We start from the raw sequence: 20,576 nt of genomic DNA, 5'->3' as shown, positions 1-20,576 counted from the left end.
TCGAACCACAACTACATCCACGAAATCCAGTAGTGCACTGAGGGCGCTGCAACTTTGAGTAAAGTTGCAGCGCCCTCAGCAGATGAGTGATTGCGATCGCAACAATCAGACAGCTTGACTGAACCTGAACAAGTATCGCGATCGCGGGTCAAACAGAGATCGCGATACTGTCTGTTCTGCAGCAAAATCCTTTTAGGGCGTCAACAGAAATACTGCTCTCAATCCTGCCAACGACGCGCGATCGTTGACCTTATCGACGACAAAATCAACGCTGAATCAGGTATTGACCTTGATATCCAGTTCGATCCCACCCTCAAGGAGGGTCAAATACTAAGGGCTTCTCCTGCTTAACTTAAAGTCGTTGTTTAAGAATAAGTCTGAGTCAAGATGGACACGCTTCCATAAAAAATCTGGATTATCTTGATTGAGCGGTTCTATGCTGAATAAAGTCTCATCACACCAATCTTCTACCTTTAGATTGGTGCTTATTAATGGATAGCGATACTGCAAATCTTTTCCATCTGTATCTAAAATAATATTTCCTGAAATCTGAAGATTACCAAACGTTTCTTCGTATCTCACTTCATTGCCGTTGCTATCAACAAGGCGAACATTGTGGGCTATGCTAGGTTTATCACATGATATGTTGCTATAACCTAATTTGTGACTATTGAATTTGAAAGATGTTTTGTGAAATAGCAATAAAATGCACAGAGTTATTTTTGATTCCTTAGATCTGAACTGTGCTTCATCAAACTCAAAACAATTCTGATGCAGAACTGCAACAATTTGATTAATTATATCCTCCTGACTAAACGAAGGCATACAGTAGATCGCACCCATAACAAATTTAATTGCTTCATGGGTTTGCGGCTTGATTTTTCCATTTAAGCAGGCAGTTTTGTCCTTCCTGTTTTCCTTAAATAGATTTTGTATCTGTTTATCAAGTTTATGTTTCGTGACCTTATGTTGTGTTTGTAGTACACTTTCATCGCATTTGCTTACTTGATAATGCATAAGCTTTTTAAAGTGTAAGGGAAAAGGTTTTGAAAAGTCTAAAGTTAAACCCAGTGCAGTATATTCAAAAAAATATTTGATAGCAGAATAAAAATTTTCAAGCGCATCATTTACGATGCCTTGATTGCGTTCCTTATTGTGGGCTATTAAGTCTGCAACTTCTTTGAATATATAGCTGTCTCTCGAATATTCTCTCAGCGTTATAAATAAGATGCGAACATAAGCTTCATCAAAATTGTCGTCTTGAATTCGATTAATAGCTTTTTGAACTATATCCTTCTCGGATTCTTTCATATCCTTTGTTAACACTGGATGCTGAGAGTACTTACACCAGATCTCTAGAATTTGGGTAAGCAAACTCCTTAAATCTACTGATTCAAGAATAACCTAATTCCCTGTTAACATCGCTATACCGATACAGCAGAAATATGGCAAACAGCAATCCGATTCAGACCCCAGAGTTTAAGGCTCAACAGGTTCCGAAGTACGGCGATCAGGCGCTAAGCAGCAAAGTGGTTGGAACGCGGTATCCGGTAGATGTGGATGCGGCGTTAAGACAGATTGCGGATCACCAAGGCTATATTCGCAAAGCGGTTGAAGAGAAGCTTAGAGCAGATGGGCTGCTGTAATAGCAAATCGGTCAGCGTGACTGATTTGCTGAGGGCACGATCGCTTTGCGAACTTCTAAGTGATCGCACCCTTTATGGACAAACAACTAGCGCTATTAAGAGCGTCCAGACTGCAACGAATAGGTAGGGCATTTTTGAAGTCGAGAGCAGCCTGTACCATCTTCCTGTGGGATATATTCCTCTTACAGGGGGATAGTCTCGAATTGAATCTTCAGCCTTTTCGTTCCACCAACTCTCCACCTTGTTAGTGTGATCGTAAGCGACGAGGATCGTATTCCGCGCAATCAAGCTTGTAACAATTCCAAGAAGCCCGACGAGTACCAGACCAGCCACAATCCTTTGAGGAGTATAGTCAGAAACTTTCTCAAGCATCCCAATTCCGTTTACGAAAGCGGTGAAGAGAAACCCTTGTAGAACAAGTAGCCAAGTCACTCTGTTATTGACGAGATTATCCTCATGCTTAATAATTTCACGCGCCATGTCAAATTGTTCTTTCTTAGACATTGTTTCTACTGACCTATAGCGACAGCGATGAGCTGAAGAACAAAGCCGATCGTAATGAGCGCAAAACCAACACGTCCGCACCAGTTCCAGAAAACGGTGTTTAGGCTTGGTCCGTATCCAACCAGAATGCTGTTCTCGTCAAATCGTGAGCCAGTGCGCCAGCTATCGAGAAACGCAAGAAAAGCACCTATAAAGCCGAGGATTAAGCCAATGATATTGAGGGTTTTAGACATTTCTTAGACATTAAAGTTGTGGGCAGGAGTGGAGAGTTTCAATCAACTTTCGTTTTTCTGCGCCTCACCTGAGCCTTCCTCAAGTTGCTTGATGCTAAGTTTTAATTTTTGATTCACTAAAAGCTTGTTCTCATAATCCAAGCCAGCCGACTCACGCTCAAGGATGGCAGGCAGACCTTCATCGACGGCTTGCCTCAGGATGGCAGCACGATCGACGCCTTTACGCTCTGCGATGGCGTCAATCCGCTCAAGCGTCGATTGGGGAAGGCGGATATCAACCCGCTTCATTGGTTCTCCACTTTTAGCTGGGGGCATTACTTCTACAAATTGCTTTTTATCATTAGCCATAAAATTCTATTCCTTGAGGTGGAGCTTCAATCAGAATTATCTGACATAGAGCGGACACTTGACACACAAGTGTGTGTTTCATGCTATTTTAATTTTCAAAGCTTCTTCAGAGGATCTTCATATGTCAAAAACCTATGAACAACCTTTGAACTCGTCAGATGTGTTGGGTGCTGACTTGTTCTATCGCGACAGTTTCCTTCTGGAACTGAGGCGCGAGTATGGGCAATGTGTGCCGTATCAGACGCTCTACTCTTGGAGCCGGAAAGTTTTGATCTCTTCTGGCAAAAGTTGCTACACGTCTGACGAAACAATAGTTTTCCTGACGCTCATTTGGGCGCAGACAACACGGGGACTGAGAGGCTTGACACGAAAAGACGTTCTAAATCTCAGGGAGGCTTATGCAGCTTGCAGAATTGATCGAGAAAGCAGAACAGGGGGGCATCAAAATAACGCCCGCCCAAGCCGAGAAGCGGCTTAAGAATGCGGGCGTTGACCCTAATGGCGACTTGTCGGAGGATGCGATCGCGCACCTTCAATCCACAACTGATTTAACAACTCCAACTTCCAAGGACCAACCTCAAGGAAAAGGGGAACTCACCAAAGCTCATTCAGGACTGGCTAAAACTGCCGTCCAATCGACTCAAAAGCAGATGGTAACGATCGCGGACAAAGCTGCTAGAGCGGGCGCAGTGGCGTATGCAACTCGTTCGGCTCAAAACCTCAATGCCCTCGCAACTGAGATTGCAGGCTTGACCGAGACAGCAATGCAGGTTTACGACACGGTTGAAGGGGGCGATGACGAAGACCCTTTAGCCTTGCCGCCGCTCAATTTCGGGCTGACGTAAACGGTCAAATGCTCTGGATGGTGCAAACCTGCATCAATGCCCGAAAGCAGGGCGAGCGGAAAATGTTAGACGCGATGATGAGCGGTTTTGGGTGGGGTGTGATGCTCGGCGTGATGGTGATGCTATCAGCCGGAGCCACCGTTACCCTTTCACCCGTTTTACTTGCTGGAGTGGGTGGCTCCTTCTGGCAAGGCGTGAAGCGAGTTACGCAATAAAGGAGACGAGGCAATGTTAAAAAATCTCATTCGATATGGACTATCAGTAGCCATTTGCGGCGGCGCGTTTGTGGTCAGCGATCGCATCTCACAAAACCTGACCCGCAATGCCGCCATTGAGTTCTATGAGACTCAGAAGTTCAGCCCTGATCGCGACATCCAATTCAGTCCGGGTGGATTACAAACCTACACGAGTGAAGCGGCTAAGCAAGCAAGTGCAGCAACTCATCTTCCAGTTGTTTCCGTTTGGCTAGTGAGTGCTGGATTGGTTGGAATTGTGTTTGGTTCTGGCAGCAATACCGCTATCAATCGCGGTGAAGCGTTATTTCAGCAGTGGATAAAAGCCACCCAGAAAAACGACTCTCTCACAATGGCTCGAATTGAAAACGAGGTTCGTGATGACGGAATCGGAAGTTAAGCCAGATTGGAAACAGACGCTAATTGCTCAAGCGGGAAGCATCAAGATCACAACCTGGATACCTGTTGGCGTTGGTCTTGGTTTGTGTGCAGTGATTTGGTATCGCGATTTCTCCAAACCTGCTCAGATTGAAGATTCAGCGAGCAATCCAGCGAGAGCAGCAACACCTGATCGCGCAGCCACACAATCAGGTGAGTTCAGTTTGCCTGACCAGTTGAACTTGATGTTCCAACAACAGGTGTACGATCGCGCCCAACAAATTAAGGCTGATGTGGCGAGGGAGACGGCGAACAAATCAGCCCCATGCTTCAAGCTCTCACCTACAAGCTGCGTTGAGTTGAAGTTGCAAGACTTAAACCGCAAGCTTGCAGAGTCCATTTCACCAGATGGAACCATGTTGATCGGTCCGTCCAGAGCATTAGCATTCAATGTCGAGGCTCATGCAATGCTGGCAGCAATGCAGGGACTGGGAGCAAAGGATGAGGCAACCCAACGGCTTACCCAAATCTATTTACCTGCGGCTCAGGCTGGTGATTCGGGTGTGGTGAATGGAGTAGCGTCCACAGTTCAGAGTCTTGAGTTGTATCTGTCTAAGCGAAAGGTCGATCGCTTAGCAGCCACCGGACAAACGGAAAAGATTCCCGAGCGCAAGAGGATTGGAAATGTTAGAGCGGCTTCCTTGGGCAATTAGCACCGTCGCTTGTGCTGCGCTCGCTCTGTCGAGTTCACAGCAGGCAAATTCATACCAAGCTTCTGTAAATACTGATCTGTATCAACAGTCAGGTGACTTGCAAATTGCATGGATGAAACCTCAAGACGGCATCTTAGGTAACGGCTTGTCACTTCTGGCAGTCGGCGGCGCAATGCTTTCGCTGCATAAAGCTATCCAAGGGTTAGAGCCAAAGCTTGAACCTGATGCAGAACCTAAAGCCAAGTCCAAAGCTAAGCCCAAAGATAATGACAATGAGCCGGACAGTGAAGACGATGAGCCGGATGATGAACCAGATGTTAAGGATGAAACTATGCCAACATCAACCAAAACCGTAGAGCCAACCTCTACCCCTGCTGAAATAAATGAGTCTGTTGTAAAACTGTTCGAGCTAGTTTGGAATCACAAGAAGCGTCACTTGCTGATTCCTGCCGAAACTGGAGCAGGCAAAACAACTCTACTGCTTGGACTGATGCAGTACCTTTGGAAAGTCAGCGATCAGACCGCAGAATTTTATCTCTCAACTACGAAGCCATCCCCCTGCTTAGGGCTAGAGTTTGAAACCGCCCCGGATGGTAGACCAAGAGTTATCAACCTCGATGTCACCAGACCTCACACCATCAACCCTTTAATTGAGCGGTTGCGCTGGTTACAGCGACGGATGCAAGAGCGGCAGAACCAACGGGCAGAAGCCGAGGCCACAGACAAGCCCTACAAACCACATCGCATTATCATCATTGCCGATGAATGGAACTCGACGCTGGCACTGGCTAAGCGCTTTGACAAAGTTTTAGCGCGTGAGTTTGCAGAAGCGCGAGCAGAGAAGCAATTCCCTTTACCTCCTGCACCCTATGCAGTAGATGAACTTCAAGCCCTGATGGAATCGATCTTACTGATGGGCAGAGAGGATGAATGTGCTGAATGGGTATTTGGTCAAGATCACCAAGTCCAAAACGCCGGATTCAACACGGGCTATCAAAAATCATTTGGCATCATTGTGCCCTTTGGCTTGGGAGCAATGCAGGCATTAGAGCAAGCGTTGATCGGTCGCTCTCCAGTGTTGCCCATGTCCACGGGCAAACAGATTTTGCAGCAAGGATATGAGGCAGTTAGGGCAAAGCCTGAAGCTTACTTTGTTTACTCCAATCTCAACGGGCATGAAATTGTAGAAATGCCGTACTTGCCAAACATAAAGAGAGACAAATTAAATGGCAAACAACAACGACCAGCAACAACAGCAGTATCAACAGAATCAGAACAATCAACAGTATCAGAACCAAAAGACCCGTGGGGGGAGGAATAACGGCATGAGCGATCGCAAGGGTGTCTTAGGCTTAATCTCGAATCACACATCGCTGGATGTGACCCGACCGGGAGATAGCCTTAGAAACTGGTTCATTGGTATCCCGCTTCTTCTGTCAGTGATCTTTGGAATCACCATTGAGGGCAACCCAATTTCAAAGTTTGCTTCTTCTATCGGGAACGGAGCAAGGCGTGCAGTCGGTGCAACCATTACCGAGAATCAACCCATGTTACAAGAGGGCGCAAACTCTCTTTATGGCACTCCCACCCAACCGGGAGACCTAAACAAGCGGCAGTTTCAAAACAACAGTTTCACCCGATGAATATCCCAGGATTAAGAGTGCGCCATCTGCTAATCATGATTGGCTGTGCTTACATCCTGCAAGCGATCGCAACAGCAGACGGAGCATTCAGGCTCAACCACAGTCTGCTGTCTGCGATTAAAGATAATGGGGCTGCGGGATGGCAACGCTCGTTAATCTGGCTAGATAAATCGGCAGATTCCCTAGACAAATGGAGCATCGATCGTTTCGGGAAAGACCCTTGGATCGCTAACGGCGAGATGTTAGCTCAGTACACGAGTGATTGTGTCACCAGTCCGAGCAATGGCAAGGGCTATCTGTCCACAGAGAAGATTAAAGTTTTTCGCAACGCTAAGAAAAAAGATTTGAGAACGCTAGGAATGCCGCTCTGTAAGACGATTACAGGCGATCTGCGGTACACCACTTCGACCCCTGGCACGTTCTTCCACGTCAACCCTAACAACCTTAATCAGAATGGCTCAGTCAGGGCAAACGATTAATGGTCTAGTGTCAGTTGCTCGCCTCATTAATCGGGCAACCACACCCGATCGAAGCGCCACCGTAAAGGAAGCACAGCAGAAATTTGAGGCAGCACAGAAGGCTTATAAGACTGCCAAGCTACCAGACCGAGCGGCTGAGCAGGCAGTTTCCGCGCAAGAATCTCTCGACATTGCCGTAGAGAAACTGGCTAAGGCTGAATCTGCCTATGCGATCGCAGAAACAAACCTAGCCAATGTTAAGGCTGCAACTCTTACAGCCTCTCAACTACAGCTATTAGAAGACGCAGTAGATACAGAAACTGAGCGACACGGACGGGCACAGCGCAAAGTAAAAAAGTTAGAAGATGAGATCAAGATTCTCAACAACGAAGCAGCACGTACAAAACTAGCAAATGCTTCTAAACAACTACGTGCAAGGGAAGCTGACCTTAAACAGGCGCAAGATAATCTGAAGAATGGGCAGAAGGCAACCAAAACACCTGAACAGTTAGCGTTGCTAGAAGCAAATCTTGAGGAGTTGAAGGGCAACGTTGAGCGAGCAAAGGCAAAAGTTGCAGCCTGCACAACCGCTTATCAGAAAGCTAATCAAGAGGCCCAAACCATTGCAACGGACTATCTAACCCTTGAAGCTGGACTGCTCACCGCAGAAGCGGAGTTTGAGCGCATCAGTCAAGCTACTGCCGCAGAAGAACGATTTGCCCTTATTGAGCAGAAGCTAGGCAAGGTCGATCAGTTCTCCTCGATGGGTAGTGATATCAAGTCTGCGATCGCGCTGCTGCCTGATCCTGAAGTGTGGTGGAATGGCGCGTGTTTAACCGCTACTGCTCTCGTTGCAATGATTTACTTCAGCCCCCTATCGGTCGTTCTCCAGACGGTAACGAAAGCGGCCAAATGGACGATCGACGGGGCATCAGATGTAAAACAAACCGTTGATTCAGTCTGGGCACCCAATTTGCAGGGCACACCCAAGGTGGATGAAGAGATTGCAGGCTGGGTCGTGACTTCTGCTTATGGTCCTCGTTCCGCTCCCTGCTCTGGATGCTCCAGTAATCACGGTGGTGTAGACCTTGCTGATCCGCGTGGGGCATCTCACACGATGGGCAAACAACTCTATGCGATCGGTAAACCTGGAACAAAGGTAGAGCTAACCTGCTGGCAAGGCTCAGGGGGAGGGGGATTAGTCGCCACACTCAAACCGCAGTCAATGCCAGGTCGGAAGATTGATTATCTGCATCTGTCGAAGTGTGCCCTATCGACTGGGCAGACAAAGGTAATAGATGCAGGTCCGGTGATTGCAGCCGTTGGGAATAGCGGTCATGGTTCCGGTCCACATGCCCACATCCAAGAATCCATCAACGGGAAACGAGTTGCGCCTCAACGTGGCGTAGTCTGGTGGGCAATGACTGGTGAGGAACCGCAACCTGTAGTAGCTCAGAGCAAAGTGAAATAGGAGAAATATGATTTCAGATATTTTGTCAGAAGCAAAAGCCGACATTGAAAGCTATCTACTTGGAGACGATCGCGGCTATTCCTCGGACCCAGAGCTATGTGATCAAATCTGGAAACTGTTGCAAGACATGGAAGCGCTGCGTTTGCGCCTGGACACTCTGCCCCACAAAGTTAAGTCATGTAGGCAGTGCCCCCACGCATCTGAGGGAGAGCTTCGCTGCGGGCTTATGTACGATCAGCGCCCGCTCTACCTTGGCAGCTATCGGAAAATTGGAGAGGAATACGAGTATGGCAAGAGAATCCCTGAATGGTGTCCATTGAGGAGCGCCATCACGGAAATTACACCCGATTCACATCCTGATATTTGGCAATTGCTTCAGCCACCGTCATGAGCCAAGCTGATCCGCGCTACCACAAACGGAAATGGAAACACACCGCTAAACGCACAAAGCAGCTAACTCGCAATCGCTGCTGCATGTGTGGCGCTAAAGCAGTAGAGGTTCACCATGCTTTCTATGGGTTTAGATTGCTGCTCACACTGCCGATCGCAGGGTTTGAGATTCCAGGTTGGCAACTATTTCCGCTGTGCGATCGCTGTCACTCTAACAGCAAAGGTTGCGCTCATCATGTTGGCAACTACTGCGTTAGTAAATTCTCAAGCTGGCTGAACTGCAATCGATACGGCTATCTGTGGCGCTTGCGAATCGGCTTTCTGCTAACCGTTTTAATTGTGCATCCACTCACCGCAGCATTATCTATTGGGGGCTTATGGCTGTTCGCATCGACTATCTCTGTTTCGGAATCCTTGCAGCCATTGTTATCACGTCAGTTCCAACACTGGCAGAGCGAAAGGATAGCACCCAAGCTTCAACGAAGTCGGATGCCTCAAAATTAATTGCTGATGAGGAAGGCTTTAGATCATGCCCTTATAAAGATCCGGTGGGAGTTCCCACGATCGGCTATGGTGCAACGTCCTACTCTGATGGTCGGGCTGTGAATCTATCAGACCCCTGCATCACAAAAGAGGATGCCAAGAAACTGATGGCTCATCACATCAGCAAAGCAGGAAACGAAGTTGCGCGACTGGTGAAAGTGCCGCTCTCTGCCAACCAGAAAACAGCGCTCACTAGCTTTGCCTATAATTTCGGCTCTGGCGCATTGGCATCGTCTGCCCTATTGTCAAAGCTGAATGCAGGCGACAAGTCCGGCGCAGCGTCTGAGTTCGATCGCTGGATTCATGCTGATGGGAAGCCCTTGCTGGGTCTAGTCGATCGCAGAGCCAAAGAGAAGGCGTTATTTAAGAAGTGAGGGCATAATCTTTGCAATTCACAGATTGCTTGACTTTGTTCTGGTGCATTGGGAACGTTAGGCTTTGCTACGCAGCAGTTTCTGAACCTTTGACCTGCTTCTTTTCAGTATCAATTTGATCATCTGTTTTGCGAATAGCAAGTAAAACCAATGCTATGAGTTCTGGAACAAGTGCAGCAATAGCTGTGAGTTTTAGTGACCAAGTTTCAGATGAACTAAACAACCCTGCTGCACCACTCAGGTGTGCAGATATGATATCGGTAGTGTCAATAGCAATACAAGCTAGCAGAAGTGTTTTCACGCTATCTCTATTAGCTAAAGCAACAATTACAGCAAGCACAATATCTCTAATTGCCCAAACACGAATAATGTAAGGCATTTGGATATTTGAATCGATTGAAATGCTAAGTTGCTGCATCAACCACAGTGGGTCAGCATATCCAACAGCACTTAGACTAAACCGAATCAAGCACATTAGCCCTATTAGTAAAGCAATACCCCAACTCTGACCTCTCATTTTTGCCCCTACCGATGAATGTCTTAGAAATCTATGTAGACATTAAATGCGTTGATTACTAAAGTAAAGTAGTTACCTTTTAGTAACTTCGTAACTCACGAGAAACTAGGAGCATCTATGGCAGAGTCGGAATGTGCTCCCCTTGAAAAACTACTCAACCAAATTTCAGGGCAGTGGACGATGTACATATTATGGATTTTGGATACCCATGGAACTATGCGCTTTGGTGAGTTAAGACGCAAGGTCGATGGCATCTCACCTAAAGTCCTGACACAGCGGTTGCGAATGCTAGAAGAAATTGGAATCATTCACCGTAGCTACGAATCTACGATTCCACCACAAGTTTCTTATGAATTGACTGAACGTGGGAAGGAGTTATCTCAGCCGCTTTACGACCTCTGTGATCTGGCTTCACGTTGGTATGGGGATGAGACAACGACATAAACACTTACCGATCACCCCTCAAGGCAATCTTCACCAGTGACTTAAGAAGTTTAACGTTCCGCTTCACCTGCCATAACAACCTCTCGAACTCAACTAATAACCTTGAAACGGTGGGTGTGCAAGCAGTTTGTTAAGCTCACGATTTGAGCACAACTTCTGATCTCATCATACAAATATGTAAGAATTCAACAGAACTCTTTTAGACTACTCCATCTGAAATCGCTCAAACAGTTGGGTAAAATCGCTCGGTTGTGCCTCGTAGTTCAGCATCTGTTCACTCAGGATGACCCATGTTTGAGCACTTCGAGTCCACAGGTTACCAACGGGCTTGAACCAGCTTGTATCATCCAATGTTCCAGGCTTAACGTTGGTAATTTTGGAGTTTCGAGCGGGCTGATGGAATAATCGTGTTCCACACTCCTGACAAAATAAGCAACTCACTTCGCGTCCGCTGTCGGAGACTCGCTTCCACTCTTTTGGCTTTCCTTGGAGAATTATAACTGCATCGCGGGGAACGGGCATTGACATACCAAAGGCACTGGAAGATTGCTTTTGGCATTCTTTACAGTGACAAGCATAAAGGGTTAAAGGTTCAGCCCGAATCTCGTATCGAATTTGTCCGCACTGACATCCTCCAGTGTAAGGAGCGGTCATACTTGATTGCCCTGAACTAATTGGTCGTATTTATTATCTGCGATCGACAGCGAACTGGAAGAGCTCAAAAGACAGCTTGATCAGCTTTAATGTCCCAAGGATCGCAGGCAGCAGGAAAACGCGTTATTCAAGAAGTAGCAACAGGCGTGTGTTCAAATCCTTGCTCTCTCGCTTGTTTAAATAAGCGTTCTGCTTCTACTGGATCAGGTGGAACATCTGCATAACCCCGAAGCACAATCGACCCTAGATTGTTCGATGCCACACCGTAGCCTTGGGCGGCTGATTGGTGATACCACCTTATTGCTTCTCCTAGATTTACGGGCATCCCTAGCCCCAAGTGAAACAGATTTGCGATCACACATTGAGCCTCAGCGTTTCCCGATTGCGCGATCGGTTCCAATAGTTGGAACGCCTCGGCATAGTTCTGAGCTTTAAACGCAGCTAACCCTAGGTCGAAATTTGATTGTTCCATTGCCAAAACTCAACTCACTACACTGAGGTTAAATCATTGCCTCACCATCCGTTCTATGGCATTCCAATCGTGTATGCGATCCCTTGGAGCTTCGCGAAGTGAATCGCGCTGTTTTCCCTGAGCGCTTCTGCAATCACCCCTCTATCCCTATTCGGCTTCTCACTCATTCCGATTCTATGGGGCTACAGCTTGCCCTTGCCAGGGTTTGAGATTCCGCTTTGGCAAGTGTTTCCGTTATGCGACTTGCACCATTCCAACCGCCCCGGATGCGCTCATAACTTCGGCAACTACCGCGCCTTCAAAGCAGACCCGTGGGCAAACCGCAATAAGTACAGTCATCTTTGGAAGCTCAGAATTAGTGCTTTGTATGCGATATCGAGGGCATAATCAAACCAACTTCCTCTTCCCCCATACATGATAGCTAAGGCTCAACTGCCACTCCTCTTAGCGCTATCACTTCAGAAATGGCGCAGGACAGATAATCAAGCGAAGGAATTATTTCACCCAATCGATAGACAAGTTTGTTGCGCAGTCAGTCGTATAACGTTCCCGACCAGCGGCGGCAGATTACCTTGAACTCAGCACCAGCGGCTTTCATCCGTCCGCTGCGTCGGGGTTGTTAGGTTGCGTCGCTGCAAATCGCTCTTTATTGCTCTGTTCCTACCAACCGTGTTTCAGAAACAGGCTGAGAACTGGCTCTTGCAGACATGAACCAAGCCATGCCAATGAGTGTCGAGTAGCCTCCAAACAAAAAGGCTGCATATCGCCCTGCTGTTTCAGGTTGCATATTGCTCATCAGTTCCGAAAAGCTAGCAAGAATTGGAATCTCGCCCAGCATCCCTGGCAAGGCAATACAGATTGCACCCTGTAACCAATCTTTCTGCTGAATCTTCCGCCACTTCATCACTCCCAGCGAAACAACGGCATAGAGGATGCCTGTGAAACCGACATTAAGCCAATACCCAGTAGCAGAACCCTCAAAGAAGGATGAACCAGTCAGGCGATAAACCGACGTTCCTGCTGCCCAGATGAGCAAGCCGAGTGCAATGAAACCAACTCTGTCTTTTGTACTCATGGTTTTGTCCTGCTTAATGGTGTTAACGTAATAGTCGTTACGTTAATCATTACTGTAATAGCTGTTACGTTAACTGTCAACCCATGAGCCGACCCACTGAACCCCAGAAGAAGCAAGAGCTTCTGGAGCAATGTCTAGCTGCTGCAATCGAGACAGGAGCTTTGGATTCGAGCATCAATACGATCGCCAAGAGGATAGGCACTAGCGGACGAATGCTCGTCTATCATTTTGGTTCTAAACAAGAATTGGAGCGACAACTCATTGGTCTGTTAGAGACTCGCTTGCGTGAAAAGCTATGGTCAGTTCAAAGCGTGTCGATTGCAGGAGCAGATGGTCTAGCAGAACCCTTACTCGAAATGTGGAGCCATTTGACTTCACCAGACATGCACGGTTTGCTGAAATTGACGATGGAGCTAAATCAACGTGCCATCCAAGGTAACTCGGAAACCCAACGGTTCATTGAGCAAGAGAGCCAAAAATGGGTAGACTTTCTATTTGATCTCACAAATGAGAAAACGACTGCTTTGTTGCTATTCCACTTATTTCAAGGCGCAATCTTAGACTTCTTAACTACGGGAAATGCACAACGTGGACACCAAACCATCGAGGCTTTCACGGAAACGCTGCGGTAGCTTCAACCTAAGCATCTACAGATAATCTTCCGGTTACTGTCTCACCGGGAACTCAAGCAGGCTAACGCTTGGTTCAGCGGTGAGCGAAGCGAATCCGCTGCAACCGCTTGTTATAAGTCGTCTATATTGATTATATCGACCTGATTTTCTGCTTCGATAGCCAGCACTGGCAACCCAAGACACTCTTTAAGCTCGCTCAATAGTTCATCATAAGTCTCAAGGACTTCATCGTTTGTATAAACGTCAATTTGGGACTGCACACTCCACGCTCCCAGTCAGAGATAGTGATCGATCGCAGAGCCAAAGAGAAGGCGTTATTCACGAAGTAATCAATGATGCGATCGTTCGGAGCTTATGTGGCGATTGGCTCTGCCTAGCTCCGAACGATCGCTGGGTGCATAGTGAAGTGTTCCAAATGCATCAACCTGCTATAAGTTCTAACTGTTCACCGCTGTCATCCGTATTGCGCGGAGCCGACTTCAGCACGCCTGCAACCAATGGCACGTTCAGATGTGCTTTGTTCTCCAAGATGTCTTCGACTGTAACGATTTGAATTTTGGGGATGTCGCGATCGAAGAGTTTGTACTGGTATAGTCCTGCGGATTTTGACTCCTTAATCATGGGCTGCGTAGGAGACTTGAGCGTGATAAAAATGCCCAAGTCCGCTTTTTCGCGGCTCATTGTGCCCGCTAAGTCACGAATATCTCTAGCGTCCACTTTGCCAGATTTGACTTGAAAAATGATGCTGCCGAACTCCTTATCAGTGACGGGGAAGAAGGCGCGACCGTCAACGCCTTGATCTGCTCCCTTCTTCTGATTGATTGCGGCACGATTCTTGGAATAGGTGAGAACTGCCCATTTCTCGAATTCTTTGCGCAGGCGATCGTCTTTCCTGTTGGCTAAAGCTTCAGCAGAGTTGATATCTCGCGGTACACCAGAAATAATCACATCATTCAAAACGGTGCTGCTATGGGTGTCTTCGAGTCGCTTCAAAATAAGGCTGATGCTCTGATAGGTGATGTCAATGCCAATCCATCTACGGTTCAGCTTTTGGGCAACGGCAACGGTAGTTCCACATCCGCAATAGGCATCCAGTACGGTGTCTCCCTCGTTGCTGCTGGCTTTGATGATGCGTTCTAGTAAAGCTTCTGGTTTCTGTGTCGGATACCCCAACCGCTCTTTAGCTTGAGAGTTGAGAGGTGGAATATCTGTCCATGTATCACCCAAACAAATACCTTCTTGCTCATCAAGGTAACGCTTTAACTGAGGAACGGTGCCTGGTTTTGTTTGAATAACTAAGCCAGATTCGTAAGCTTCTTGCATACGCTCTTTCGTCCAACGCCAAACCTTTGTTACTCCTAAAAACTCATAAATCAAGTTTGGGCGATCTGGATTAGGGCTAATTAAACTGTCAAGGCGATAAATTCGTCCAGAAGCATCCGTATAGCGATATTTACTAGCCGTTTTTGAACTCAAATTTTCTGGATCGTAAGCAGTATAAAGGCTATTTTTATTCCACGTATAGTTATCGCTTTTATGATACAAAAAATTACATCATGATTTTGTGGAAATCTTCTAGAGGCGTTACTTTTGCCTGTAACTCTTTGCCAAATGATCTCGCTCTTAAAGTCGCCACCTTGTGGGCAGAAAATGGAATCTAGAATCAGCTTGAGGTAATGGCTAGATGTTGGATCGCAGTGAAAATAAAAGCTACCTGTCGGCTTCAAAACGCGATGAATTTCAGCAATTCTGAGCGTCATGCTAACTAAATATGCCAACAGGCTCTCCCTTCTTAAAACCTTCTCCAATCCAACAAGGAGATCCATTGCTTGACTGGTGAACAGCCCCAGCGAATTTTCCATAATTTCAGAGAAACCCTTTTCTGCCAGGTCGTCCCAAATCCAAGTATCAATAAATGCCTGAGCCTGGGCAGCGTCTTCTTTGCCAACATTTGTATAAATCTGGTTGTAAGTTCGCTTTGAGTTGAATGGTGGGTCGATGTAGCAAAGATCTACAGATTCATCAGGAACAAATCGACGTAGATTGTCTAGATTGTCTCCGTAATACAAGTAGTTCTTTCTATTGTTGCTAAACCGACTCATGGCAGTACACACCGTCAAATCTTTAGTATAAGATTTGACACTTAGTAGCTGAAAAATATCAGTATGATCGCTGAACTATTTTTTCCACTCTGGGCCTTGCTAGCTTAAAAATTGAGTCATGAAATTGCTCGATTTAGCCTCTAGAATTAACGCCATCTATTGCACCCTTTAGCCGATTGAATAGCCGCCCTGCCCAGCTCCGCTTGTTCGGCGGGATTGTTCTAAGAATGGATGAAATTGCGTCCTCAAGGTTTGTCTTAGACGTTGGATTGCTTTCGTCGTCCAGAATTGCTTGAACAGCCTCTAGTTTGTCTTGGGGAATATATAAGGTTTTCCCTTGCCCTGTTTTCGGTCTTGGCATTTGTCTTAGAAAAACAATCGGTGTGCTAAAAACTCTAGCAGGTTTGTCTTAGATAAACCGATTATTAACAGTTTGAGGCAGAAACATTAACTTACGACTGTAGATTAAAATCTATTGCCGCTTTTATTAATAAGCATCCCTTGTCATTCGCTTATTGAGAATGTAGTTTAGTCCAAGTTTTGCTGGGCTAGTATTCTTTAACGAGAAATCAATGGTTTCAGACCCCTAATTGAGTTGTTTAGGCTTGAACTTCTGCGGATTGAGCAGGGTTATTGTGGGGTAGTCCAAAGTTGAAACGTTGCAGGGTGAGGGTTCTAGCTATTCTCAATAAGATGTTTTTAGTCCAGGACTAAATTTGGATTACATCTCTAAACGGTGATGATGGGCGAGGACTGCGATCGCACTCATCACCCCATTTGAATTTCTTATGGTTGATTGACAATTTGCAGTGAGGGGAATCCATTTTCAACCAGCGCCCGATCGAGTAAACTTAACTCTTCCGGCGTGAAATCTTGCCCTACTTCTGCCAATGCCAGTCGGATCACTTTTACGGTAGCAACAAACCGTTCGTACGATCGAATGCCAAACAGCACAAACCCCAAACTGGTATATCCCATGTTTGCGGCTCCTGAAACTGTTCCCACTTGCTGAACTTTCAGCAGCAGTGAGGAATTGATCAACACGCTTGCCAACCCAGCCCAATTCTCAACGGGTAGGGGAGGATTTTTAAGGGAATCTAACTCTTGAGTTAGCGTTGCAATTTGCGTTTGATAATCAGTTATTTCAGCATTGCTCTGAACAATCGCAGCAGCAATTTGCGCTTTATAATCGGCCATCTCAACATTGCTCTGAGCCTTAGCATTAGCAATCGCAGCTTCTACCGCTTGCTGCTGCCTACTTGCAATATCAGCTTTCTCGGCTTCAAATGCTTGTTGTTTTGCTTCCCACCATTGCTGCAAAGCCGTCTGAATAGGAGATGCAAGCTTGGGATTGTTCGCGATCGCGTCTGCTACTGCACCAAAGTTTGCACCATCAACCAACACATTGCCCAGATCGATAATTTCAATCATTTTTTATCCCACTACTGAAACTCTAACGTTGCCTACAAACGCCAGTGCCGTTGTCGTGTGGCGGTTATATGCCACGACGGTCACAGTGTTGGCTGCTGAAACATACCCGTAAACATCAATGTTTGTGTTTGGCGTGGCAGAACTAGGATTAACATTCACCTGATCACCGACCGCTGCCCCAGTCACTGTGACAGTAATAGTCGTACTAGATTGAGGGTTGATCGAAACGGTATCAAGAGCCGCAGAAACAGCCAGCAGCGTTCGGCTAATCGTTGAACCGCCACCAATCTTGAGCGTTCCAGCAATAGAGAGATTGCCCGCACCCGGATCACTTACTGCTGTACTTGAGGAACTAACCGCCAATCCACCAAACACCTGCAATGCAGCGCCTGGCGTATTGGTATTGATGCCGACAAAACTTGCTCCAGCGAACGCCAATCGCGAAACCCAAGAACTAGAGGGGATTGCTGTTGGCGTTGTACCATCAAAGCCCGCCCAACTATCGAGGCTCAGAACCGCACTACCACTTGCAGGACGACTCAAAAACGTTCTGAACGACTTAACAAGTCCATTGTCCGATGAATCGCCGTTATAGCCCAGGAAAAAGCCGAGTGTGCCTGTCGCATCTGCCGCGTTGTAGCTTATTGCTGACCTTAGCTTTTTGAACGATCCATCGATATGGATAGACGCAACAATGCCGTTCAAGGTATCCCGCCATTGTTGAATATCCGAAACGCTTGCACTTGCTGTGATGGTTGCCGTCACTCCGAAAATTCCTGCGCCCGCTCGGAGTTCTTTTGCAGCAGAAATACCGCCCTGAGTGATGATCGCACCCACTCCCAAACTGCCTGATGCAGTCGCAGCCGAAACCGTGAGGTTTGTATTGGTTGTGACTCCAGTCGAGCCAAGTGACAGCGTTCTTAATCCGTTGAACTGAGAGACTAGAAACGCCGTTGTATCGGTGGTGTTAGCACCATTCAGGGTGGTGAATCTTCCTGTACTCGCCGTAGTCGCACCGATCGCACCTGGTGATGCCCAATTGATAAACGAGTTGTCAAGCTGACCATTGCCATTCGTAGCAGCAATTTTATCGGCGTCAGCACTGCCAGTACTGATCGCGATCGTAGCAACGCGTTGAATCAGACCATTGACGATCGTGAGAAAATTCATAGTCCAATCGGTGCAAGGATGCTGATATCAAGGTCAGTCGTAGACAATGCTTTACCCACACGCAAAACATACTGCCCGCTCGTGTCTGGAGCCGTAGAAGTCAAGCGTCCTGCGGTTGCTGCACTGAGGAAATAAACTGCGCCAAACGTTAGGCCACCCGTTTGCCCTGTGATGGCATCCCACTGGCCAGTCGTGGCCGTCAGCACCCCATCGGTTTGAATATTTCCAGCCGTCGCATTGGCAATGCTGGCATCACGCACTAGGCCGATCGCTTCGGTCGTTCCTGACGCATTGGCTCTCGCGAGTGAAAAGCTACCCGATGCGCTGATGTAAACCGGAGTGCCAATGGGAGCAGCACCGCCACTCGTATTGGTGAGTGAGACCACATCCACTTCACTCACCGATGCGTTGAGCGTGTCACCCGCTGGAAGCTGTTGAACCTGTCCATTAATGATTACAAGGGGTCTGCGAGCTGCCATGAGTTATAAGAGGGTAGAGGAATAAGGATCGATTGAGAGCTTTTGAGCGCTAATTGCCATGCCCACAGGCACAACAAGTAGCCCTGTCTCGGTAGGAGCAATCGTGGTTAAATGTCCTGCAATGTCAGGACTGAGATAATAGAAACTGCCGACACTCAGCGATGGAGCACCGGTGATCGGTGTCCAATCGGCTCGCTCGACCACATCACTGCTGACATATCTGGTGCTGAAGGTTGCCCCAGCATCCGCGATCGCAAGCCCACATAATCGGCTTGTGGCCTGTGAGTTTGCTTGAGCGAGGGCTAGATGTCCATTGAGTTTTAAGTAGAGCGGCTGGCCAATCAGAATGGCAGCATCACTCTCGGCTGATTGGGCATCTTCTAACGCATCAGATAAGCCCGCAATCTCATCGATTGCAGGATAGGCCAGCGTTTTGCGGCTGCCGACTTGCTTAATGAATCCTTGAGGCATAGGGCTTCCCGTCGAATCTAATCGACAGTTCCCACCTTAATTGGGCATCCCATCGACCCACGCTTTCGAGCCGTTGAGGGTGACGATCGCGGCAGATCCCGCTTTGAGGTTGCCGCTCGTGACGCTCTGACATGGCACAACCCCGCCGCCATCCAACTGCACCATTGTTGCGCCTTGTTCGGCATTGCCGCCCAAAATTCGTCCCGTGAGCTGTTGCTGGGCATCGTCGCTCTCTTGCTGCGATCGCTGCTTTTTGGCGTAGTCCAAGCGGTTCATGGCTTGCTGTTCACGAATCAGTTGCAGTGGGTTAGGCATAATTATGGATGGTAGGACGATGACAAAACTCGTGTTTGCTCTGGGTCGGTCCCTGGCTTGAGCGGATACACCACTTCAGAAAATGTGCGCTTCGGTTTGACGCCATTCTGCCCGCTCTCGAAAACATTCTCTGGGGTTTGCTCTGGGTCCGTTTCACCAAACTCCACCTCTTCGATCGCAATGGGTTGGCTGCTCTTAAATTTGGCATCCAGCACACCCGCGACACTGGCAAAATTAAAATTGTCGCCTTCAGATTCAGCGTCAGAACTGCTTAACAAAGGAATTCGATAAAGCTTCTCGCCAATCCAGTTGGCTGTTTTCGGGTTGAAAAAACCATACGAGAAACTGATAAAAATCGAGGAATCTAAATTGGGTCGTGAGTCGAGCCGCAGATCCGCAGCAGACTTATTAAACAAATAAATACCGCTATCGTTATAAACAGCATCGTTTGATTGGGATGTGACATTGCGGCGAAAACCATAAGACTGAGAAAGGTCTGAATTGACTAAATAAGCGCCCGACTCCTGAACGTTGAAGGTGTATCGGTCCCCAGTATTATCAGAAACCGTCGACAATATTTCTGCCCGCTCTGGTAGCACATAGGTCTTCCCACTGGCTTCAATCTGTTCGCGTTTCGGTTCGATTCTGCGTTTTATGTTGTATTCTTCACTCTGTAATTGTTCTCGATACCAGTAACCATGCAAACCCGTTCTATTCGTGATTGCAATGTTTGAAATGATTGGCTCTGAAGTCTCTAACTCATTGCTATTCGTGGTCCACATCCCAAACCCTAGATTTCTCACGTTCGGTGAGGTTCGGCTTGGTGTATACCCTGATTCATACGCTGTGTAGAAGAGCGATCGCAAGTCAGCATTTGGGTGCAGCTCTTTCAGTGTCCAGCCGCCGCTGTTGGTCTTCACCACGCAGTCGACCACCATTTCATCTTTCAGGACTAACCAAGAAGCAATCCAGCGATCGCCACCCAAATTATTAATCGTGGCCTTGTCAATCTCCAGATCTAGAGAAGGGTTCAGT

Annotated in this window: 31 protein-coding genes; 14 read left to right on the top strand and 17 right to left on the bottom strand. The window is 47.3% G+C overall.

What is annotated here, in order from left to right:
• Positions 1-330 precede the first annotated feature (330 nt).
• Positions 331-1,311, bottom strand: coding sequence for a hypothetical protein (locus AC5I6P_RS14695; RefSeq protein ID WP_495694520.1), 981 nt, complete (start codon positions 1,309-1,311; stop codon positions 331-333).
• Between the two features lie 134 nt (positions 1,312-1,445).
• On the opposite strand from AC5I6P_RS14695, the gene AC5I6P_RS14690 reads away from it, so the two are divergent.
• Positions 1,446-1,646, top strand: a complete 201-nt coding sequence (locus AC5I6P_RS14690; RefSeq protein WP_495694519.1) for a hypothetical protein — start codon at positions 1,446-1,448, stop codon at positions 1,644-1,646.
• Positions 1,647-1,718: 72 nt separating this feature from the next.
• Here AC5I6P_RS14690 and AC5I6P_RS14685 read toward each other — a convergent pair whose 3' ends face one another.
• The 3 genes from AC5I6P_RS14685 to AC5I6P_RS14675 are packed head-to-tail and all read right to left on the bottom strand — an operon-like array spanning position 1,719 to position 2,731.
• Positions 1,719-2,150, bottom strand: a complete 432-nt coding sequence (locus AC5I6P_RS14685; RefSeq protein WP_495694518.1) for a hypothetical protein — start codon at positions 2,148-2,150, stop codon at positions 1,719-1,721.
• A 5-nt stretch (positions 2,151-2,155) separates the two neighbouring features.
• Positions 2,156-2,383, bottom strand: coding sequence for a hypothetical protein (locus AC5I6P_RS14680; RefSeq protein WP_495694517.1), 228 nt, complete (start codon positions 2,381-2,383; stop codon positions 2,156-2,158).
• A 42-nt stretch (positions 2,384-2,425) separates the two neighbouring features.
• On the bottom strand, positions 2,426-2,731 hold the full coding sequence (locus AC5I6P_RS14675) for a ribbon-helix-helix protein, CopG family (RefSeq protein ID WP_495694516.1): 306 nt from the start codon (positions 2,729-2,731) through the stop codon (positions 2,426-2,428).
• 398 nt (positions 2,732-3,129) lie between these two features.
• On the opposite strand from AC5I6P_RS14675, the gene AC5I6P_RS14670 reads away from it, so the two are divergent.
• The 11 genes from AC5I6P_RS14670 to AC5I6P_RS14620 are packed head-to-tail and all read left to right on the top strand — an operon-like array spanning position 3,130 to position 9,779.
• Positions 3,130-3,576 carry a hypothetical protein gene (locus tag AC5I6P_RS14670; protein ID WP_495694515.1) on the top strand — a complete coding sequence of 149 codons (447 nt, stop codon included), beginning with the start codon at positions 3,130-3,132 and terminating at the stop codon, positions 3,574-3,576.
• Between the two features lie 17 nt (positions 3,577-3,593).
• A complete protein-coding gene (locus AC5I6P_RS14665; protein WP_495694514.1) occupies positions 3,594-3,791 on the top strand; it encodes a hypothetical protein in 198 nt (65 codons plus the stop codon).
• A 13-nt stretch (positions 3,792-3,804) separates the two neighbouring features.
• Positions 3,805-4,209, top strand: a complete 405-nt coding sequence (locus AC5I6P_RS14660) for a hypothetical protein (protein WP_495694513.1) — start codon at positions 3,805-3,807, stop codon at positions 4,207-4,209.
• Positions 4,190-4,900: a hypothetical protein gene (locus AC5I6P_RS14655; RefSeq protein ID WP_495694512.1), complete on the top strand. Its 711-nt coding sequence runs from the start codon at positions 4,190-4,192 to the stop codon at positions 4,898-4,900. The genes AC5I6P_RS14660 and AC5I6P_RS14655 overlap by 20 nt, the downstream gene beginning before the upstream one ends.
• On the top strand, positions 4,872-6,221 hold the full coding sequence (locus tag AC5I6P_RS14650) for a hypothetical protein (protein ID WP_495694511.1): 1,350 nt from the start codon (positions 4,872-4,874) through the stop codon (positions 6,219-6,221). The genes AC5I6P_RS14655 and AC5I6P_RS14650 overlap by 29 nt, the downstream gene beginning before the upstream one ends.
• Before the next feature lie 4 nt (positions 6,222-6,225).
• A complete protein-coding gene (locus AC5I6P_RS14645; RefSeq protein WP_495694510.1) occupies positions 6,226-6,543 on the top strand; it encodes a hypothetical protein in 318 nt (105 codons plus the stop codon).
• Positions 6,540-7,022 carry a hypothetical protein gene (locus AC5I6P_RS14640; RefSeq protein WP_495694509.1) on the top strand — a complete coding sequence of 161 codons (483 nt, stop codon included), beginning with the start codon at positions 6,540-6,542 and terminating at the stop codon, positions 7,020-7,022. Before AC5I6P_RS14645 ends, AC5I6P_RS14640 begins: the two co-directional genes overlap by 4 nt.
• Positions 6,997-8,472, top strand: a complete 1,476-nt coding sequence (locus AC5I6P_RS14635) for a M23 family metallopeptidase (RefSeq protein ID WP_495694508.1) — start codon at positions 6,997-6,999, stop codon at positions 8,470-8,472. Before AC5I6P_RS14640 ends, AC5I6P_RS14635 begins: the two co-directional genes overlap by 26 nt.
• 7 nt (positions 8,473-8,479) lie before the next feature.
• The gene (locus tag AC5I6P_RS14630) at positions 8,480-8,863 is read left to right on the top strand and encodes a hypothetical protein (RefSeq protein ID WP_495694507.1); all 384 of its coding nucleotides are present in this window, start codon (positions 8,480-8,482) and stop codon (positions 8,861-8,863) included.
• Positions 8,836-9,366: a hypothetical protein gene (locus AC5I6P_RS14625; RefSeq protein ID WP_495694506.1), complete on the top strand. Its 531-nt coding sequence runs from the start codon at positions 8,836-8,838 to the stop codon at positions 9,364-9,366. The genes AC5I6P_RS14630 and AC5I6P_RS14625 overlap by 28 nt, the downstream gene beginning before the upstream one ends.
• Positions 9,252-9,779, top strand: coding sequence for a lysozyme (locus AC5I6P_RS14620; protein WP_495694521.1), 528 nt, complete (start codon positions 9,252-9,254; stop codon positions 9,777-9,779). Before AC5I6P_RS14625 ends, AC5I6P_RS14620 begins: the two co-directional genes overlap by 115 nt.
• A 67-nt stretch (positions 9,780-9,846) precedes the next feature.
• Here AC5I6P_RS14620 and AC5I6P_RS14615 read toward each other — a convergent pair whose 3' ends face one another.
• Positions 9,847-10,296 carry a hypothetical protein gene (locus tag AC5I6P_RS14615; RefSeq protein ID WP_495694505.1) on the bottom strand — a complete coding sequence of 150 codons (450 nt, stop codon included), beginning with the start codon at positions 10,294-10,296 and terminating at the stop codon, positions 9,847-9,849.
• Between the two features lie 117 nt (positions 10,297-10,413).
• Here AC5I6P_RS14615 and AC5I6P_RS14610 point away from each other — a divergent pair, with 117 nt between their 5' ends.
• Positions 10,414-10,740: a winged helix-turn-helix transcriptional regulator gene (locus tag AC5I6P_RS14610; RefSeq protein ID WP_495694504.1), complete on the top strand. Its 327-nt coding sequence runs from the start codon at positions 10,414-10,416 to the stop codon at positions 10,738-10,740.
• A 204-nt stretch (positions 10,741-10,944) separates the two neighbouring features.
• Here AC5I6P_RS14610 and AC5I6P_RS14605 read toward each other — a convergent pair whose 3' ends face one another.
• The 3 genes from AC5I6P_RS14605 to AC5I6P_RS14595 form a co-directional block, all read right to left on the bottom strand.
• Positions 10,945-11,394, bottom strand: a complete 450-nt coding sequence (locus AC5I6P_RS14605) for a GFA family protein (protein WP_495694503.1) — start codon at positions 11,392-11,394, stop codon at positions 10,945-10,947.
• A 127-nt stretch (positions 11,395-11,521) separates the two neighbouring features.
• Complete coding sequence (locus AC5I6P_RS14600; RefSeq protein ID WP_495694502.1) at positions 11,522-11,866, bottom strand: tetratricopeptide repeat protein; 345 nt, start codon at positions 11,864-11,866, stop codon at positions 11,522-11,524.
• A gap of 646 nt (positions 11,867-12,512) precedes the next feature.
• Positions 12,513-12,941: a DUF5367 domain-containing protein gene (locus AC5I6P_RS14595; protein ID WP_495694501.1), complete on the bottom strand. Its 429-nt coding sequence runs from the start codon at positions 12,939-12,941 to the stop codon at positions 12,513-12,515.
• Between the two features lie 83 nt (positions 12,942-13,024).
• Here AC5I6P_RS14595 and AC5I6P_RS14590 point away from each other — a divergent pair, with 83 nt between their 5' ends.
• Complete coding sequence (locus tag AC5I6P_RS14590; protein ID WP_495694500.1) at positions 13,025-13,573, top strand: TetR/AcrR family transcriptional regulator; 549 nt, start codon at positions 13,025-13,027, stop codon at positions 13,571-13,573.
• A 420-nt stretch (positions 13,574-13,993) separates the two neighbouring features.
• On the opposite strand, the gene AC5I6P_RS14585 is transcribed toward AC5I6P_RS14590, so the two are convergent.
• The 9 genes from AC5I6P_RS14585 to AC5I6P_RS14545 all read right to left on the bottom strand — a co-directional run.
• Complete coding sequence (locus AC5I6P_RS14585) at positions 13,994-15,049, bottom strand: DNA methyltransferase (protein ID WP_495694499.1); 1,056 nt, start codon at positions 15,047-15,049, stop codon at positions 13,994-13,996.
• On the bottom strand, positions 15,046-15,675 hold the full coding sequence (locus AC5I6P_RS14580) for a DNA methyltransferase (protein ID WP_495694498.1): 630 nt from the start codon (positions 15,673-15,675) through the stop codon (positions 15,046-15,048). Before AC5I6P_RS14580 ends, AC5I6P_RS14585 begins: the two co-directional genes overlap by 4 nt.
• Before the next feature lie 133 nt (positions 15,676-15,808).
• Positions 15,809-16,036: a hypothetical protein gene (locus tag AC5I6P_RS14575; protein WP_495694497.1), complete on the bottom strand. Its 228-nt coding sequence runs from the start codon at positions 16,034-16,036 to the stop codon at positions 15,809-15,811.
• A gap of 425 nt (positions 16,037-16,461) precedes the next feature.
• Positions 16,462-17,106 carry a hypothetical protein gene (locus AC5I6P_RS14570; RefSeq protein ID WP_495694496.1) on the bottom strand — a complete coding sequence of 215 codons (645 nt, stop codon included), beginning with the start codon at positions 17,104-17,106 and terminating at the stop codon, positions 16,462-16,464.
• Positions 17,107-17,109: 3 nt separating this feature from the next.
• A complete protein-coding gene (locus tag AC5I6P_RS14565; RefSeq protein ID WP_495694495.1) occupies positions 17,110-18,276 on the bottom strand; it encodes a hypothetical protein in 1,167 nt (388 codons plus the stop codon).
• Positions 18,273-18,755 (bottom strand): hypothetical protein, encoded by a 483-nt coding sequence (locus tag AC5I6P_RS14560; protein WP_495694494.1) that lies wholly within the window; start codon positions 18,753-18,755, stop codon positions 18,273-18,275. The genes AC5I6P_RS14565 and AC5I6P_RS14560 overlap by 4 nt, the downstream gene beginning before the upstream one ends.
• A 3-nt stretch (positions 18,756-18,758) precedes the next feature.
• On the bottom strand, positions 18,759-19,226 hold the full coding sequence (locus AC5I6P_RS14555) for a hypothetical protein (protein WP_495694493.1): 468 nt from the start codon (positions 19,224-19,226) through the stop codon (positions 18,759-18,761).
• Between the two features lie 36 nt (positions 19,227-19,262).
• Complete coding sequence (locus tag AC5I6P_RS14550) at positions 19,263-19,541, bottom strand: hypothetical protein (RefSeq protein WP_495694492.1); 279 nt, start codon at positions 19,539-19,541, stop codon at positions 19,263-19,265.
• 2 nt (positions 19,542-19,543) lie between these two features.
• Positions 19,544-20,576 (bottom strand): hypothetical protein (locus AC5I6P_RS14545; protein ID WP_495694491.1); only part of this gene is annotated, 1,033 nt, incomplete at its 5' end.

The sequence above is a fragment of the Myxacorys sp. genome (assembly GCF_059501405.1).
Note: the sequence above shows the minus strand (reverse complement) of the source record. Positions and strands in the feature narration are given on the sequence as shown.

Coding starts and splice junctions, on each gene's coding strand:
- AC5I6P_RS14680 (WP_495694517.1), bottom strand. CDS start 2,383: ATGTCTAAAACCCTCAATATCATTGGCTTAATCCTCGGCTTTATAGGT.
- AC5I6P_RS14660 (WP_495694513.1), top strand. CDS start 3,805: ATGTTAAAAAATCTCATTCGATATGGACTATCAGTAGCCATTTGCGGC.
- AC5I6P_RS14640 (WP_495694509.1), top strand. CDS start 6,540: ATGAATATCCCAGGATTAAGAGTGCGCCATCTGCTAATCATGATTGGC.
- AC5I6P_RS14675 (WP_495694516.1), bottom strand. CDS start 2,731: ATGGCTAATGATAAAAAGCAATTTGTAGAAGTAATGCCCCCAGCTAAA.
- AC5I6P_RS14590 (WP_495694500.1), top strand. CDS start 13,025: ATGAGCCGACCCACTGAACCCCAGAAGAAGCAAGAGCTTCTGGAGCAA.
- AC5I6P_RS14560 (WP_495694494.1), bottom strand. CDS start 18,755: ATGGCAGCTCGCAGACCCCTTGTAATCATTAATGGACAGGTTCAACAG.
- AC5I6P_RS14615 (WP_495694505.1), bottom strand. CDS start 10,296: ATGAGAGGTCAGAGTTGGGGTATTGCTTTACTAATAGGGCTAATGTGC.
- AC5I6P_RS14575 (WP_495694497.1), bottom strand. CDS start 16,036: ATGCCAAGACCGAAAACAGGGCAAGGGAAAACCTTATATATTCCCCAA.
- AC5I6P_RS14565 (WP_495694495.1), bottom strand. CDS start 18,276: ATGAATTTTCTCACGATCGTCAATGGTCTGATTCAACGCGTTGCTACG.
- AC5I6P_RS14645 (WP_495694510.1), top strand. CDS start 6,226: ATGAGCGATCGCAAGGGTGTCTTAGGCTTAATCTCGAATCACACATCG.
- AC5I6P_RS14655 (WP_495694512.1), top strand. CDS start 4,190: ATGACGGAATCGGAAGTTAAGCCAGATTGGAAACAGACGCTAATTGCT.
- AC5I6P_RS14610 (WP_495694504.1), top strand. CDS start 10,414: ATGGCAGAGTCGGAATGTGCTCCCCTTGAAAAACTACTCAACCAAATT.
- AC5I6P_RS14570 (WP_495694496.1), bottom strand. CDS start 17,106: ATGATTGAAATTATCGATCTGGGCAATGTGTTGGTTGATGGTGCAAAC.
- AC5I6P_RS14595 (WP_495694501.1), bottom strand. CDS start 12,941: ATGAGTACAAAAGACAGAGTTGGTTTCATTGCACTCGGCTTGCTCATC.
- AC5I6P_RS14605 (WP_495694503.1), bottom strand. CDS start 11,394: ATGACCGCTCCTTACACTGGAGGATGTCAGTGCGGACAAATTCGATAC.
- AC5I6P_RS14600 (WP_495694502.1), bottom strand. CDS start 11,866: ATGGAACAATCAAATTTCGACCTAGGGTTAGCTGCGTTTAAAGCTCAG.
- AC5I6P_RS14555 (WP_495694493.1), bottom strand. CDS start 19,226: ATGCCTCAAGGATTCATTAAGCAAGTCGGCAGCCGCAAAACGCTGGCC.
- AC5I6P_RS14550 (WP_495694492.1), bottom strand. CDS start 19,541: ATGCCTAACCCACTGCAACTGATTCGTGAACAGCAAGCCATGAACCGC.
- AC5I6P_RS14580 (WP_495694498.1), bottom strand. CDS start 15,675: ATGAGTCGGTTTAGCAACAATAGAAAGAACTACTTGTATTACGGAGAC.
- AC5I6P_RS14665 (WP_495694514.1), top strand. CDS start 3,594: ATGGTGCAAACCTGCATCAATGCCCGAAAGCAGGGCGAGCGGAAAATG.
- AC5I6P_RS14670 (WP_495694515.1), top strand. CDS start 3,130: ATGCAGCTTGCAGAATTGATCGAGAAAGCAGAACAGGGGGGCATCAAA.
- AC5I6P_RS14650 (WP_495694511.1), top strand. CDS start 4,872: ATGTTAGAGCGGCTTCCTTGGGCAATTAGCACCGTCGCTTGTGCTGCG.
- AC5I6P_RS14635 (WP_495694508.1), top strand. CDS start 6,997: ATGGCTCAGTCAGGGCAAACGATTAATGGTCTAGTGTCAGTTGCTCGC.
- AC5I6P_RS14630 (WP_495694507.1), top strand. CDS start 8,480: ATGATTTCAGATATTTTGTCAGAAGCAAAAGCCGACATTGAAAGCTAT.
- AC5I6P_RS14685 (WP_495694518.1), bottom strand. CDS start 2,150: ATGTCTAAGAAAGAACAATTTGACATGGCGCGTGAAATTATTAAGCAT.
- AC5I6P_RS14695 (WP_495694520.1), bottom strand. CDS start 1,311: ATGAAAGAATCCGAGAAGGATATAGTTCAAAAAGCTATTAATCGAATT.
- AC5I6P_RS14690 (WP_495694519.1), top strand. CDS start 1,446: ATGGCAAACAGCAATCCGATTCAGACCCCAGAGTTTAAGGCTCAACAG.